Origin of the sequence: Scandinavium manionii (genome assembly GCF_024764775.1) — a bacterium.
Taxonomy (GTDB): Bacteria; Pseudomonadota; Gammaproteobacteria; order Enterobacterales; family Enterobacteriaceae; genus Scandinavium; species Scandinavium manionii.
Genome location: NZ_JALIGC010000036.1, coordinates 68,554 through 81,700 on the forward strand (window position 1 = coordinate 68,554; position 13,147 = coordinate 81,700).

The window sequence follows — 13,147 nt, forward strand, 5'->3', positions numbered from 1 at the left end:
CGGGCTTCCCTCCGCCAGGAGGGAAGCCTTCTCTTGCACTCCCCGTTTCCCGGCTTTATCCTTCTGCGTTATGAAAACCCCTCGCCTCCCCATCGCCATTCAGCAAGCCGTTATGCGCAGCCTGCGGGAAAAACTCGCCCAGGCGAATCTGAAGCTCGGCCGCGAATACCCTGAGCCGAAACTGACCTGGCAACAGCGCGGCACTTCCGCAGGCACGGCCTGGCTGGAAAGCTATGAAATCCGCCTAAACCCCGTGCTTTTGATGGAAAATCAGCAGGCGTTCATTGACGAAGTGGTGCCGCACGAACTGGCGCATTTACTGGTCTGGAAGCGCTTTGGTCGCGTGGCCCCGCACGGAAAAGAGTGGAAGTGGATGATGGAGAGCGTACTCGGCGTCCCCGCCCGCCGCACACACCAGTTCGAACTGGAATCCGTGCGCAAAAATACCTTTCCCTATCGCTGCGGCTGTCAGCAGCATCAGCTCACCGTACGCCGCCACAATCGCGTTCTGCGCGGCGAAGCCGTTTATCGCTGCGTGCACTGCGGCGATCCTCTGGTGGCTGAAAAGTAACCTTCGGAAACTACTGGAAGTTTTTCTGATCTAGCTGATTGCATCTGGCAACAGCATTCGCTACGTTGCGGGCTCGTTTTGACACGGAGTTCGTGATGTCCCGTAAATCTCTTCTGGCGTTGGCTTTTATTGCCACCGCCCTTTCAGGCCAGGCATTGGCCAACGGTATCAACAGTTTTTCACAGGCAAAAACCGCCGGTGTGAAGGTCAACGCTGACGTTCCCGGCGATTTTTACTGCGGCTGTAAAATCAACTGGCAGGGTAAAAAAGGCGTAATCGACCTGGAATCTTGCGGTTATAAAGTGCGTAAAAATGAAACCCGCGCCAGTCGCGTCGAGTGGGAACACGTGATGCCTGCCTGGCAATTCGGTCATCTGATGCAGTGCTGGCAGGACGGCGGACGTAAAAACTGCGCCAAAGATCCGGTATATCGCAAAATCGAAAGCGACATGCATAATCTGCAGCCCGCAGTCGGGGAAGTGAACGGCGATCGGAACAACTTTATGTACAGCCAGTGGAACGGCGGCGAAGGCCAGTACGGCCAGTGTTCAATGAAGGTCGATTTTAAAGACAAAATCGCTGAACCGCCGACGCGCGCACGCGGGGCCATCGCCCGCACCTACTTCTATATGCGCGACCAGTACAAACTCCCGCTTTCTCGCCAGCAAACGCAGCTGTTCACCGCATGGGACAAACAGTATCCGGTCAGCGCCTGGGAGTGTACGCGTGACGAGCGCATCGCCCGGGTACAAGGGAATCACAACCCATACGTCCAGCAGGCTTGCCAGGCGCAAAAGAGCTACCCTACACTAGCGTCAAACGTTAACTGATATCCGGAAATCTTGAGACTATGCGCATTCCCCGCATCTATCATCCTGAGTTTATTACCGCGGGCAGCCAGATTGCCCTGAGCGAAGACGCAGCCAACCACGTAGGCCGCGTGCTACGCATGGGCGCAGGCCAGGCCATTCAGCTGTTTGACGGCAGCAATCAGGTCTTTGAAGCCGAAATTATTCAGGCGGATAAAAAGAGCGTGCGGGTCAATGTGCTGAGCGGCGAGACCGACGATCGTGAATCGCCGCTGCACATTCACCTCGGGCAGGTGATGTCGCGCGGCGAAAAAATGGAATTCACTATCCAGAAATCGATCGAACTCGGTGTAAGCCTCATTACGCCACTCTTTTCCGAGCGCTGTGGCGTTAAACTGGATGCTGAACGACTGAACAAGAAGCTCCAGCAGTGGCAGAAAATCGCCATCGCCGCCTGCGAACAGTCCGGGCGTAACGTGGTCCCGGAAATTCGCCCGGCGATGACGCTGGAACAGTGGTGCGCAGAAGAGGAAAGCGGGCTGAAGCTCAACCTGCATCCGCGCGCCAGCGCCAGCATCAACACGCTGCCGCAACCCGTTGAGCGCGTGCGCTTGCTCATCGGCCCGGAAGGCGGATTATCGGCAGATGAAATTGCCATGACCGCCCGCTATGCGTTTACTGATATTCTGTTGGGACCTCGCGTTCTGCGTACTGAGACCACTGCGCTCACCGCCATTACCGCGCTGCAGGTGCGTTTTGGCGATCTGGGCTAAAAACTCGCGTTACAGGAGAAGAGTAATGATCAAGCTCGGCATCGTGATGGACCCCATTGCGAAGATCAACATCAAGAAAGATTCCAGCTTCGCTATGCTGCTGGAAGCGCAGCGTCGTGGTTACGAACTCCACTATATGGAGATGAACGATCTCTATCTGAACAACGGCGAAGCGCGGGCGCAAACGCGCCTGCTGAGCGTTGAGCAGAATTATGACGGCTGGTATACCTTCAACGGTGAACAGGATCTGGCGCTGGCCGATCTGGATGTCATCCTGATGCGTAAAGATCCGCCGTTCGACACCGAATACATCTACGCGACCTACATCCTTGAGCGCGCTGAAGAGAAAGGCACGCTGATCGTTAACAAACCGCAGAGCCTGCGTGACTGTAACGAAAAGCTGTTCACCGCCTGGTTTGCCGACCTGACGCCGGAAACGCTGGTGACCCGCAACAAGGCGCAGCTGAAAGCGTTCTGGGAAAAGCATGGCGACATCATCCTCAAGCCGCTGGACGGCATGGGCGGCGCGTCGATTTTCCGCGTGAAGCAAGGCGATCCGAACCTGGGCGTCATCGCCGAAACCCTGACCGAGCTTGGCAACCGTTATTGTATGGCGCAGAACTATATCCCTGCCATCAAAGACGGTGACAAGCGCGTGCTGGTCGTTGACGGCGAACCGGTGCCGTACTGCCTGGCGCGTATTCCGCAGGGCGGTGAAACCCGTGGTAACTTAGCCGCAGGTGGCCGTGGTGAACCGCGTCCGCTTTCTGAAAGCGACTGGGAAATCGCCCGCAAAGTAGCCCCGACGCTGAAAGAGAAAGGTCTGATATTCGTTGGCCTCGACATCATCGGCGATCGCCTGACGGAAATTAACGTCACCAGCCCAACCTGCATTCGCGAAATCGAAGCCGAATTCCCTGTCTCCATCACCGGGATGCTGATGGACGCTATCGAAAAACGTCTGGGCAAGTAATTCCGTTTCTTAGGCGGGAGCAATCCCGCCTTCGCTCGACAGCGCCCTGGTTTGCCCGCATACTGGCCGTTGTTGCTTTTTAAACCAGGAAACAGAACCTCTGACAATGAATTTACAGCACCACTTTCTTATTGCCATGCCTGCTCTCCAGGACCCGATGTTTCGCCGCGCCGTGATCTACATTTGTGAATACAATGATGACGGAGCGATGGGGATCATCATTAATAAACCGATGGAAAATCTGAAGGTTGAAGGGATTCTGGAAAAGCTGAAAATCACCCCTGATCCACGCGATCCGGAGATCCGCCTCGACAAACCGGTGATGTTGGGTGGCCCACTTGCGGAAGACCGCGGTTTTATCCTGCACACGCCACCTTCGTCGTTCGCCTCGAGTATCCGCATATCTGACAACACGGTCATCACCACGTCTCGCGACGTGCTCGAAACGATCGGCACCGCCGAACAGCCGTCGGAAGTGTTGGTCGCACTGGGTTATTCCTCCTGGGAAAAAGGCCAGCTTGAGCAGGAAATCCTGGAAAATGCGTGGCTGACCGCCCCGGCTGATCTCAACATTCTGTTCAAAACACCGATCGCCGATCGCTGGCGCGACGCGGCTCGTCTGATTGGCATTGATATTCAGACCATGCCTGGCGTGGCGGGACACGCCTGATGAGCGGAACCCTGATTGGTATTGATTTCGGCACCCGCAGCATTGGCGTCGCAGTCGGACAACGCGTGACGGGCACCGCGCGTCCTCTTGGTGCGCTAAAAGCGCAGGACGGTACGCCGGACTGGAACGCAATCGAAAAGATACTCAAAGAGTGGCAACCGGAAGCTGTAGTGGTTGGCCTGCCGCTGAATATGGACGGCACCGAACAGCCGCTTACCGCACGCGCGCGTAATTTTGCCAATAAAATTCACGGTCGCTTCGGCGTAAAAATTATCCTTCACGATGAGCGTTTGAGCACCGTAGAAGCACGCGCTGGCCTGTTCGAGCACGGTGGTTACCGGGCGCTAAACAAAGGGAAAGTGGATTCCGCCTCCGCGGTGGTGATTCTGGAAAGCTTTTTCGAACAGGGATTCTGACTTGCCCAGTGCTGACCGGGCCTACAGGTTCTTTGGATTTTGTAGACCCGGCAAGCAAATAATGATGAGAATGTAAAAGTAATTTATATTAACCGATTCATTTTCAACATCGATATAACATTAGCGTTAATGAAGTCTTTTCCCTCTAAACAAATTTGATTTGTTCCGCCCCATTCAAATAAATATTAAATACTGCATAAATAATTTTATGTTTCTGGCGTCAATCTCGCGATCGCACTCACAGATTATGACTGCATTTTTTGCATATCATTAACCGTTTCTATAAAAGAAACACATCAAATCATGAAGGTTTAATGAGCATCCGTGCCAGCTCATGCAGCGATTGCCGGCGACGTTCCACCTCGGCGGGTTCCGGGTTCCACATACCTGCGAACGCTAATGCGGCGGAATGTTCGCCCAAAGGCTGTGCCATGGAGACTTCGCCATCGCTGTGATGCCAGACCACGTGGCCTTTTTCACGCTGCTGCTGCAGATGAGGTGCCAGCTGCTGCCACTGCTCCGGACTGAAACGCTGCTGAAGACTTTCGTCGCTTTCGTCAGCCAGCAGGGACATACCGATGACCGACTGCCAGGCCGGCAGCATATGGAAACCGGCCAGCGCCTGACTCATCTTGCTGCCCGGCTCGGAGTGCCAGATATAAATCACCTGGTCCTCCCAAAGAACGCCCACCGCCACGACGAGATCGCCAGGGGCTGCGCGTTCGAGGATCGGCAGCGCATGGGAAAACAGCGCGGAGCCGCGAATGGCCTGCGCGGCCAGTGCATGAATGCCCGGCCCTGGAAGATAGCGTCGCTGCTCGTCCTGCATGGTCAGGCCTACCGACGCCATGGTCATTAGCAGTCGGTTCACGCGGGTGGTGTTGATCCCCATCAGGCGCGCCAATTCACGACAGCCAATGGCCCGGCCGCTGGAAACCAGATATTGCAGACAGCGGATGCCATCGATCAGGCTTTGGTTCGGTTGAGAGGACATTAACGCTCCATCCGTTACAGGATTATAAAGCAATGATTTTAGCGCCAGCTCAAAAGGATACAAGGTAATGAATATCTACCCGCCATGTGACAACAGAACCTTTCCTGTGCAACCACTGCACGCTGACTTTGTCGTGGCCGGAGGCGGTCTGGCCGGGCTATGCGCCGCCCTCGCGGCCGCACGTCGCGGGCTGGAGGTTATCCTGATTCAGGACCGTCCGGTTCTCGGCGGCAACGCGTCGAGCGAAGTCAGATTATGGGCCAACGGCGCGACGTCGCATATGGGCAACAACAACCGCTGGGCGAGAGAAGGCGGCATCATGGGTGAAATCATGGAGGAAAACCTGTGGCGCAATAAAGAAGGTAACCCGGTGATGTTCGACCTGGTGCTGCTGGATATGGCGCGCAGCCAGCCAGGGTTGACGTTACTGCTCAACACCGCCGTGTATGAGGTGAAAAAAGAGCATAACCGCATTACGAACGTCAGCGCCTTCAACGCCATTAATGAAACCTTCTACCAGGTTTCCGCCTCGCAGTTTTGCGATGCCACCGGTGACGGTGTGCTCGGCTATCTGGCAGGCGCTGAATTCCGCGAAGGCGCAGAGGAAGAAAGCGAGCTGGGCGAAAAGATGGCCCCGGGCGACAATTTCGGTCACAAACTCGGGCACTCGATCTATTTCTACACCAAAAGGACTGAGGGTCCGGTCAACTTTGTCCCGCCCTCTTTTGCGCTAAAAGAGATAACCGACATCCCACGCTATAAGCGGCTCACGTCCACGCTGAACGGCTGCGATCTGTGGTGGCTGGAATGGGGGGGTCGCCTTGATACCGTCTATGAAAGCGAAACCATCAAGTGGGAGCTGTGGAAAATCGTCTGGGGCGTGTGGGATCACATCAAAAATTCCGGCGAGTTTCCTGAAGCCGCCAACATGACTATCGAATGGGTCGGCTCGGTGCCCGGCAAGCGCGAAAGCCGACGCTTTATGGGCGATCATCTGCTGACTCAGCAGGACATTGTCGAACAGCGCGATCATTATGACGCCGTCGGCTACGGCGGCTGGTCGATAGACTTACATCCCGCCGATGGCGTGTACAGCACCCACGACGGCTGCCGTCAGTTTCACAGTAAAGGTACCTACACCATCCCGTGGCGCAGCCTTTACAGCCGCTCGCTGGATAACCTGCTCCTGACCGGGCGACTGATTTCCGCCTCCCACGTCGCCTTCGGCAGCGCCCGCGTGATGTGCACCTGCGGGCTACTCGGCGAAGTGGCTGGCGCAGGTGCAGCACTCTGTCATGAGCACGTCATTACGCCAAAAGCGCTGGCGGGCCAGCAACGCATCGGCGAGCTTCAGCAGCGTTTGCAGGAATCGGGCTGTTATATCCCGCGCCAGTGGCTGGATGACCCTGCCCTTGGCGCTGAAATCAGCGTCAGCAGCGAACTGCAATTGAGAGAGCTTCCCCCGAACGGTACGTGGCACTCTCTGCGCGAACGAATGGCGCTTCTGCTGCCCGTGAAAACCGGGGAAGCGCTGTCGGAATTGTCATTCACCTTACGCAGCCAAAACCCGCAGATGTTGGACATCACGCTGTTGGGCAGTCTACGCCCTGGCAACTTCACGCCGGAGTTACACTACGCCAGCCATCGCCTCAGCGTAAATGGAGAAGGCGAATACCGCTGCCAGCTCGACTGGGTAAGCGATCATGACCAGTATGTTTTCGTTGCCTTCGACGCACAGGAAAATATCGACATTGCGCTTACCGACGTTCGGCTTCCTGGCATCATGACCGTGTTCAACAGCCTGAACGCCCGCGTCGCAAAACACACTCGTCAGGTGGTCGACGGCGACTACGGCGTGGACGAGTTCGACTTCTGGCTGCCGCGCCGCCACCCGAATCAGATCCTGCCTGCCCTGCGTTTTGCTACGCCGCTGCACTGCTATCCGGCAACTCATCTGCGCAATGGTCGCCTGCGCCCGGAACAGCAAACTAACGCCTGGGTGCCAGCCCTGAACGATAAAACCCCGACGGTTCTCTGGCATTGGCCAGAGCTGCTGCTGATTCACAGCCTGACGCTGGTGCAGGACAACGATTTCGACAACGCGATGGAAACCGTGCAGATGGGCCATGCCAGCGCGGTGACACCACATTGCATCACCCATTACCGCCTGTGGGCAGATGAAACGTTACTGGCAGAAGTTGAAAACAACCATCATTCCGTGTGCAGGCATGAGTTCCCCACCGCCATTCGCGTACGTGAAGTGCGGCTGGAAATTATCGCCACCGCGGGCGCGCTGCCCGCCGTCTATTCACTCAATGTTCGCTAAAGGCGGCCTGCTTCCTGTCGCTGCTGGAAACACTGCGTAAACGTCATCATCCCCATTTGCTGCCCGGCCTGCATCACACCGGGCAGCTGATGGGTTTTGCCATCGCGAATCAGACTGCCGACCGCAGGCGTGTTGACCAGCAATTCGTACAACGCCGCACGCCCGCCCTGTTTATCAGGCAGCAGCTTTTGCGACAGCACCGCGCACAGGCTTCCCGCAAGCTGACTGCGAACCTGTTCTTTTTCCCCAGCCGGAAATACATCCACCAGCCTTTCAATGGCCTGTGCTGCGCCTCGCGTGTGCAGCGTCGACAGCACCAGATGCCCGGTTTCGGCCGCCGTAAGCGCCAGACGAATGGTTTCGGTGTCACGCAGTTCACCGAGCATTATCACATCGGGGTCCTGACGCAATGCCACACGCAGCGCCGCAGAAAACGATCCGCAATGCGCCCCAACTTCACGCTGATGAATCAGACATCGCTCGCTGTGATGCATAAACTCCACCGGATCTTCCAGGGTCAGAATATGCCCGTCACGCTGATGATTGAGATAATCAACCATCGCCGCCAGCGTGGTGGATTTACCACTGCCGGTGGCACCCGTAACCAGAATCAGCCCACTTTCTCCGGCTAACAGTTCGCTGATGGCGGGCGGAACACCAAGCTCCGCCAGCTGCGGGCAGATTTCTGGCAATAGCCGTAAAACTAATGAAACGCCGTCCGCATGTCGGAACGCACTGGCGCGCAGCCGCATGCCGCTGTCCGTCTGCACCGCAAAATCACACTGGTTATCCTTTTCCCATTGCCGCAGCGCCGTTTCACTCAGCCAGTTTTGCAGCAGCGTTTGTGGCTCCGGCGCACTGAAAGGAGCCGGTTCGAGGAGTCCTCGCCGCCGCCAGCGCGCGGTGCCATTGCCGCACAGGTGTAGATCCGAGACGTTATGCTTTACACTAAGGGCCACAATTTCCTGCATATCCATACCATCATCCTGAAAATGAACGACATTGCGCATAACCTGACACAGGTCAGGGACAAAATCTCAGCCGCTGTCGCCCTTTGCGGCCGTGCTCCAGAAGAAGTTACGTTACTTGCAGTGAGTAAAACGAAACCTGCGAGCGCCATCGAAGAAGCTATCGCTGCGGGCCAACGTGCCTTTGGTGAAAACTACGTTCAGGAAGGAATAGAAAAGGTCCGCTATTTCCAGGAAGCGGGACAAAACGACCTGCAGTGGCACTTTATTGGCCCGCTGCAGTCGAACAAAAGTCGTCTGGTAGCAGAGCATTTCGACTGGTGTCATACCGTTGATCGCCTGCGGATCGCCAGCCGTTTGAGCGAGCAGCGCCCTGCGCATTTACCGCCGCTGAACGTGCTTATTCAGGTCAACATCAGCGATGAATCGAGCAAATCCGGTATCGCGCCAGAGGAAATCGATGCGCTGGCCGCCGAAGTAGCTGTTCTGCCAGGTCTGAACCTGCGTGGGCTGATGGCCATTCCGGCGCCTGAGTCAGAATATGTAAGGCAGTTTGCGGTAGCCCAACAAATGGCGGTAGCATTTGCCCGGCTGAAAACACGCTATCCGTCCGTGGACACGCTCTCTCTGGGTATGTCAGACGACATGGAAGCCGCCATTGCGGCGGGTAGCACGATGGTGCGCATCGGTACCGCCATTTTTGGTGCGCGCGATTACACACAACAATAAATAAGGAAAACTGAGGAACGCCATGAAGACGTTGACTTTCCTGCTTTCGACAGTGATTGAGCTGTACACGATGGTGATGCTGCTCCGCGTCTGGATGCAGTGGGCTCGCTGTGATTTTTACAACCCCTTCTCGCAGTTCGTGGTGAAAGCCACTCAACCGCTGGTTGGACCGCTGCGTCGCGTTATTCCTGCGATGGGGCCAATTGACAGTTCATCATTATTGATTGCCTTCGTGCTCTGCGTACTGAAAGCTATCGTGCTGTTTATGGTTATCACCTTCCAGCCAATTATCTGGATTTCCGCGGTGCTGATTCTGGTGAAAACCATCGGCCTGCTGATTTTCTGGGTGCTGATGCTGATGGCGATTATGAGCTGGGTCAGCCGCGGTCGTAGCCCGGTTGAGTTTGTGCTGATGCAATTGGCCGACCCGCTGCTGCGCCCAATTCGCGGTATGCTGCCGTCGATGGGGGGTATCGACGTCTCCCCGATGATCCTCGTTCTGTTGCTGTACGTGGCCAACATGGGTATCTCCGAGCTGTTACAGGCTACCGGAAATATGCTGTTGCCGGGGCTGTGGATGGCACTATGAGTGCCGTTGAAGTCTGCGACGACGGGCTGGTTTTACAGCTGTACATTCAGCCGAAAGCCAGCCGTGACAGCATTGTCGGATTGCATGGCGACGAACTAAAAGTCGCCATCACCGCACCACCGGTGGACGGCCAGGCCAATGCGCATTTGGTAAAATTTCTCGCCAAACAGTTTCGCGTCGCGAAGAGCCAGGTGATAATTGAGAAAGGCGAATTGGGCCGCCACAAGCAGGTAAAAATCATTCAACCGCAACAAATCCCTTCGGGCGTTGACGCGCTCATCTGACAGGACATCCCATGCAAAAAGTAGTTCTGGCTACCGGTAACGCCGGTAAAGTGCGCGAGCTTGCCTCGCTGTTAAACGATTTTGGTCTCGACGTGGTCGCACAGACCGAACTGAACGTCGAGTCGGTGGAAGAAACCGGGCTGACCTTTATTGAGAACGCGATTCTCAAAGCGCGTCATGCAGCGAAAGTCACCGGCCTGCCTGCAATTGCTGATGATTCCGGTCTGGCGGTTGACGTTCTCGGCGGTACGCCGGGTATCTACTCCGCGCGCTATGCCGGCGTTGACGCCAGCGATCAGCAGAATCTGGAAAAGCTGCTGGTTGCGTTGAAAGACGTGCCCGACGATAAACGTCAGGCGCAATTCCATTGCGTGCTGGTGTACATGCGTCATGCCGAAGACCCAACGCCGCTGGTGTGCCACGGCAGCTGGCCGGGCGTGATTACCCGTGAAGCCGCGGGCAACGGTGGCTTTGGCTATGACCCCATATTCTTTGTTCCCGACGCCGGTAAAACGGCGGCTGAACTGAGCCGTGAAGAAAAAATCGCCGTGTCCCACCGCGGACAGGCGCTGAAACTGTTACTGGAAGCACTGCGTTAATGACCGTTCTCCCTCCGCTGAGTCTTTATATTCACATTCCCTGGTGCGTGCAGAAATGCCCGTACTGCGATTTCAATTCGCACGCGCTGAAAGGCGAAGTGCCGCATGACGACTACGTACAGCATCTGCTCGCCGATTTAGACGTCGACGTGCCTTACGCACAGGGACGCGAAGTAAAAACAATTTTCATCGGCGGAGGCACGCCGAGCCTGCTGTCTGGCCCGGCGATGCAAACATTGCTGGATGGCGTACGCGCGCGCCTGAATCTGGCGGCCGATGCAGAAATCACCATGGAAGCCAACCCAGGCACGGTGGAAGCCGACCGCTTTGTGGATTATCAGCGCGCGGGCGTAAACCGCATTTCGATTGGTGTGCAGAGCTTTAGCGAAGCCAAACTCAAACGTCTGGGGCGTATTCACGACGCCGACGAAGCGAAACGTGCGGCACATCTGGCGACAAGTCTGAACCTACGCAGCTTTAACCTTGACCTGATGCACGGCCTGCCAGACCAGTCGCTGGAAGAAGCGCTGGACGATCTGCGTCAGGCGATTGCGCTCAATCCGCCGCATTTGTCGTGGTATCAGCTCACCATCGAACCGAACACGCTGTTTGGCTCTCGCCCACCAAAACTGCCGGACGACGACGCGCTGTGGGATATCTATGAGCAGGGCCACCAGCTGCTGAGTGCCGCGGGCTATCAGCAGTATGAAACGTCAGCCTACGCCAAGCCGGGCTATCAGTGTCAGCACAACCTGAACTACTGGCGATTCGGTGATTACCTGGGCATTGGCTGTGGCGCGCACGGTAAAGTCACATTCCCGGATGGGCGCATTTTGCGTACCGCCAAAACTCGTCATCCGCGTGGCTATATGGAAGGCCGGTATCTGGAGCGTCAGCACGACGTCGAAACCACTGACAAGCCGTTCGAGTTCTTTATGAACCGCTTCCGCCTGCTGGAACCTGCCCCTCGCGCTGAATTTACCGCGTTCACGGGTTTACCGGAGTCTGCGGTTCGTGCGCAGATTGATGAAGCCATCGCCCAGGGTTATCTCAGCGAGTGCGAGCAATTCTGGCAGATTACCGAGCACGGGAAACTGTTCCTGAATTCGTTACTCGAATTATTCCTCAGCGAATAAACACAAAGCATGATGCCTGTATATTATTCACAGGCATCATCCATTCGACATTTCCGAGCTAATTCATCGATATTATATATGAGTTATTCATTTATAATTATTTTTTTATTTACCCCTTCCGAATAAAAACAAAAATAAACCTAACCCAGCGCACAAAATTAAGCGGCTATTTATTTTTCGGCGTAAATCTGTGAACTTGGTTGTGCATTGATGTCTGACAACCAGGATAGGATGTCATACAGATTCTTGTGGTATGTGGTTTTCTATATACCATCATCTTCTTATTTATGTGCATGGAGCCAATAATGAAAATGAACACTATCGCCCGTTCCTTGCTGGGCATTTCAATGCTTGCCTTCTTTGCAACGACTGCACAAGCAGCGGAAAAAGTGACCTTAAAGCTGGCACACAACCTTGAGCGAAGCCATGTGGTACATCAGGCTTTCGAGCAAATGGCGAAGGAGGTCAAACAGCTTTCTGACGGTAAAATGACAATCCGTATTTATCCGAGCAGCCAGATGGGCAGTGCGCGGGAAACCATGGAATTATTGCAAAACGGTGCGTTGGATATGACCAAAGGCTCCGCCAGCGATCTGGAGTCATTTGATAATATCTACGCTATTTATAACCTTCCTTATTTATTTAAAGATCAGAAACATTTTGATAACGTCGTCTTTGGCAACGTTGGCAAAGAAATTATGGGATCCAGTAAAGATAAAGGTTTCTTTGCCCTTTCCGCTTATATTGCCGGTACCCGTAGTTTCTACGCAAAAAAACCGATAACGAAACCTGAAGACCTCAAAGGTTTGAAAATTCGTGTTCAGGCAAGCCCTACGACCTTACGCATGGTCGAGTTAATGGGCGGTTCGCCTACCCCTATCTCCTTCGGTGAGGTGTATACCGCCATGCAGCAAGGAGTGGTGGATGGTGCAGAAAATAACGTCCCTTCCTGGGTGCAAACCCGCCACATCGAAATCGCCAAAGTCTTCTCCGAAGATGAACACTCCTCTATTCCTGACTTCCTGGTTATCTCGACCAAAACCTGGAACAAGCTAACCCCGGAACAACAGCAAATCCTGAGTAAAGCTGCGAAAGACTCCGAGGTCTGGCAGCAAAAAGCCTGGGCCGGTGTTGAAGCAGAAACCCGCGCCCAGGCCAAAGCGATGGGTGGCACCTTTGTCACGGTGGATAAAGCCCCGTTCCGGGCTGCCGTACAACCGCTGTATGACGATTTCAAAAAAGATCCGCAGCAGGCCGCTTTACTGGCGAAATTCGAACAAGCCGCGCAATAACGTGACACGGGCCTGGTA

Annotated in this window: 15 protein-coding genes; 13 read left to right on the forward strand and 2 right to left on the reverse strand. The window is 55.2% G+C overall.

Annotated elements, in window-relative coordinates:
• Nucleotides 1–70 precede the first annotated feature (70 nt).
• The 6 genes from MUU51_RS08185 to ruvX all read left to right on the forward strand — a co-directional run bounded on the left by MUU51_RS08185 (nucleotide 71) and on the right by ruvX (nucleotide 4,212).
• Nucleotides 71–571, forward strand: coding sequence for a SprT family zinc-dependent metalloprotease (locus MUU51_RS08185; protein WP_159773975.1), 501 nt, complete (start codon nucleotides 71–73; stop codon nucleotides 569–571).
• A gap of 95 nt (nucleotides 572–666) precedes the next feature.
• Nucleotides 667–1,401, forward strand: coding sequence for a deoxyribonuclease I (endA, locus tag MUU51_RS08190; RefSeq protein ID WP_159773977.1), 735 nt, complete (start codon nucleotides 667–669; stop codon nucleotides 1,399–1,401).
• Nucleotides 1,402–1,421: 20 nt separating this feature from the next.
• Nucleotides 1,422–2,153 (forward strand): 16S rRNA (uracil(1498)-N(3))-methyltransferase, encoded by a 732-nt coding sequence (gene rsmE, locus MUU51_RS08195; protein ID WP_258967563.1) that lies wholly within the window; start codon nucleotides 1,422–1,424, stop codon nucleotides 2,151–2,153.
• A 25-nt stretch (nucleotides 2,154–2,178) separates the two neighbouring features.
• A complete protein-coding gene (gene gshB, locus MUU51_RS08200; protein WP_110511946.1) occupies nucleotides 2,179–3,126 on the forward strand; it encodes a glutathione synthase in 948 nt (315 codons plus the stop codon).
• A 106-nt stretch (nucleotides 3,127–3,232) separates the two neighbouring features.
• A complete protein-coding gene (locus tag MUU51_RS08205) occupies nucleotides 3,233–3,796 on the forward strand; it encodes a YqgE/AlgH family protein (RefSeq protein WP_168927203.1) in 564 nt (187 codons plus the stop codon).
• Nucleotides 3,796–4,212 carry a Holliday junction resolvase RuvX gene (gene ruvX / locus MUU51_RS08210; RefSeq protein WP_110511944.1) on the forward strand — a complete coding sequence of 139 codons (417 nt, stop codon included), beginning with the start codon at nucleotides 3,796–3,798 and terminating at the stop codon, nucleotides 4,210–4,212. The genes MUU51_RS08205 and ruvX overlap by 1 nt, the downstream gene beginning before the upstream one ends.
• 301 nt (nucleotides 4,213–4,513) lie before the next feature.
• Here the strand turns inward: ruvX and MUU51_RS08215 are convergent, their stop codons facing one another.
• Nucleotides 4,514–5,206: an IclR family transcriptional regulator gene (locus MUU51_RS08215; protein WP_258967564.1), complete on the reverse strand. Its 693-nt coding sequence runs from the start codon at nucleotides 5,204–5,206 to the stop codon at nucleotides 4,514–4,516.
• Between the two features lie 67 nt (nucleotides 5,207–5,273).
• On the opposite strand from MUU51_RS08215, the gene MUU51_RS08220 reads away from it, so the two are divergent.
• Nucleotides 5,274–7,532 (forward strand): FAD-dependent oxidoreductase, encoded by a 2,259-nt coding sequence (locus tag MUU51_RS08220; protein WP_258967565.1) that lies wholly within the window; start codon nucleotides 5,274–5,276, stop codon nucleotides 7,530–7,532.
• On the opposite strand, the gene MUU51_RS08225 is transcribed toward MUU51_RS08220, so the two are convergent.
• The gene (locus tag MUU51_RS08225; protein WP_258967566.1) at nucleotides 7,529–8,509 is read right to left on the reverse strand and encodes a type IV pilus twitching motility protein PilT; all 981 of its coding nucleotides are present in this window, start codon (nucleotides 8,507–8,509) and stop codon (nucleotides 7,529–7,531) included. The genes MUU51_RS08220 and MUU51_RS08225 overlap by 4 nt on opposite strands.
• 15 nt (nucleotides 8,510–8,524) lie before the next feature.
• Between MUU51_RS08225 and MUU51_RS08230 the strand changes: the two genes are divergently transcribed.
• From MUU51_RS08230 to MUU51_RS08255, 6 genes are all read left to right on the forward strand, one after another.
• A complete protein-coding gene (locus MUU51_RS08230) occupies nucleotides 8,525–9,229 on the forward strand; it encodes a YggS family pyridoxal phosphate-dependent enzyme (RefSeq protein ID WP_159774055.1) in 705 nt (234 codons plus the stop codon).
• Nucleotides 9,230–9,251: 22 nt separating this feature from the next.
• A complete protein-coding gene (locus MUU51_RS08235; protein ID WP_258967567.1) occupies nucleotides 9,252–9,818 on the forward strand; it encodes a YggT family protein in 567 nt (188 codons plus the stop codon).
• Nucleotides 9,815–10,102, forward strand: a complete 288-nt coding sequence (gene yggU / locus MUU51_RS08240; protein WP_258967568.1) for a DUF167 family protein YggU — start codon at nucleotides 9,815–9,817, stop codon at nucleotides 10,100–10,102. The genes MUU51_RS08235 and yggU overlap by 4 nt, the downstream gene beginning before the upstream one ends.
• Nucleotides 10,103–10,113: 11 nt before the next feature.
• Nucleotides 10,114–10,701, forward strand: coding sequence for an XTP/dITP diphosphatase (locus tag MUU51_RS08245; protein WP_258967569.1), 588 nt, complete (start codon nucleotides 10,114–10,116; stop codon nucleotides 10,699–10,701).
• Nucleotides 10,701–11,837, forward strand: a complete 1,137-nt coding sequence (gene hemW / locus MUU51_RS08250) for a radical SAM family heme chaperone HemW (protein ID WP_159773989.1) — start codon at nucleotides 10,701–10,703, stop codon at nucleotides 11,835–11,837. Before MUU51_RS08245 ends, hemW begins: the two co-directional genes overlap by 1 nt.
• A gap of 305 nt (nucleotides 11,838–12,142) precedes the next feature.
• Nucleotides 12,143–13,129, forward strand: a complete 987-nt coding sequence (locus tag MUU51_RS08255; RefSeq protein WP_159773991.1) for a TRAP transporter substrate-binding protein — start codon at nucleotides 12,143–12,145, stop codon at nucleotides 13,127–13,129.
• Nucleotides 13,130–13,147: the final 18 nt, after the last annotated feature.

Coding starts and splice junctions, on each gene's coding strand:
- MUU51_RS08230 (WP_159774055.1), top strand. CDS start 8,525: ATGAACGACATTGCGCATAACCTGACACAGGTCAGGGACAAAATCTCA.
- ruvX (WP_110511944.1), top strand. CDS start 3,796: ATGAGCGGAACCCTGATTGGTATTGATTTCGGCACCCGCAGCATTGGC.
- MUU51_RS08255 (WP_159773991.1), top strand. CDS start 12,143: ATGAAAATGAACACTATCGCCCGTTCCTTGCTGGGCATTTCAATGCTT.
- endA (WP_159773977.1), top strand. CDS start 667: ATGTCCCGTAAATCTCTTCTGGCGTTGGCTTTTATTGCCACCGCCCTT.
- gshB (WP_110511946.1), top strand. CDS start 2,179: ATGATCAAGCTCGGCATCGTGATGGACCCCATTGCGAAGATCAACATC.
- MUU51_RS08245 (WP_258967569.1), top strand. CDS start 10,114: ATGCAAAAAGTAGTTCTGGCTACCGGTAACGCCGGTAAAGTGCGCGAG.
- yggU (WP_258967568.1), top strand. CDS start 9,815: ATGAGTGCCGTTGAAGTCTGCGACGACGGGCTGGTTTTACAGCTGTAC.
- hemW (WP_159773989.1), top strand. CDS start 10,701: ATGACCGTTCTCCCTCCGCTGAGTCTTTATATTCACATTCCCTGGTGC.
- MUU51_RS08205 (WP_168927203.1), top strand. CDS start 3,233: ATGAATTTACAGCACCACTTTCTTATTGCCATGCCTGCTCTCCAGGAC.
- rsmE (WP_258967563.1), top strand. CDS start 1,422: ATGCGCATTCCCCGCATCTATCATCCTGAGTTTATTACCGCGGGCAGC.
- MUU51_RS08225 (WP_258967566.1), bottom strand. CDS start 8,509: ATGGATATGCAGGAAATTGTGGCCCTTAGTGTAAAGCATAACGTCTCG.
- MUU51_RS08215 (WP_258967564.1), bottom strand. CDS start 5,206: ATGTCCTCTCAACCGAACCAAAGCCTGATCGATGGCATCCGCTGTCTG.
- MUU51_RS08220 (WP_258967565.1), top strand. CDS start 5,274: ATGAATATCTACCCGCCATGTGACAACAGAACCTTTCCTGTGCAACCA.
- MUU51_RS08235 (WP_258967567.1), top strand. CDS start 9,252: ATGAAGACGTTGACTTTCCTGCTTTCGACAGTGATTGAGCTGTACACG.
- MUU51_RS08185 (WP_159773975.1), top strand. CDS start 71: ATGAAAACCCCTCGCCTCCCCATCGCCATTCAGCAAGCCGTTATGCGC.